At 41.2% G+C, this 640-nt stretch carries 1 protein-coding gene; it reads right to left on the bottom strand.

Features of this window, described 5'->3' with window-relative positions:
• Positions 1 to 122: 122 nt before the first annotated feature.
• Positions 123 to 640, bottom strand: a 518-nt coding sequence (locus tag FC51_RS11995; protein WP_081038419.1) for an IS3 family transposase, incomplete at its 5' end; no start/stop codon positions are given.

Below are 640 nucleotides of genomic sequence, written 5' to 3'. Positions count from 1 at the left end.
TGGATTGAAGTCAATATTTGAGACAGGTTTTAAGAGACATTCAGAACCGCGTTTACCTTCCACAGCTCAAATAAATCATTAATCGTGATTCATAACTTATTTGAACCATGGAAAGCATTAAATCAGGCGGCCATTTGGCTCGTAAGTGTTGCGATTTCAACTTGTAAAGGGGTCTGGTAGCCCAGTGAACTATGAATTCTCTTCCTATTGTAGAAAGCATGCACATATTCAAAAAGGACAGCAGCGGCAGTTTCATAATTCTCAAAGACCGGCACTGGATAAACACATTCCTTTTTGAGGGAAGCATGAAAAGATTCCATTGGGGCATTATCGTATGGACACCCCTTACGGCTGTAAGAGTGGCGGATATGTAGTTCTGTTAACCGTTGGTTGTAATCATCGCTGGTGTACTGTGATCCTAAGTCTGTGTGGATAATCAGGTCCCCAGTAATGGTTCGATTTTTAACCGCGCTTTCCAGGGTCTTTAAGACTAAATCAGTAGCCATCTTTTTTGAGAATGAATAGCCGATAATTCGTCTTGAGTGCAGATCCATGATGGTTGATAAGTAACACCAGCCATTACGCTTCGTTTGAATATAGGTCATATCAGCGGTCCATTTTTGATTTAAACCAGTGGTCG

Source organism: Lentilactobacillus parabuchneri DSM 5707 = NBRC 107865 (genome assembly GCF_001435315.1).
In the GTDB taxonomy this organism is placed as follows: domain Bacteria; phylum Bacillota; class Bacilli; order Lactobacillales; family Lactobacillaceae; genus Lentilactobacillus; species Lentilactobacillus parabuchneri.
Note: the sequence above shows the minus strand (reverse complement) of the source record. Positions and strands in the feature narration are given on the sequence as shown.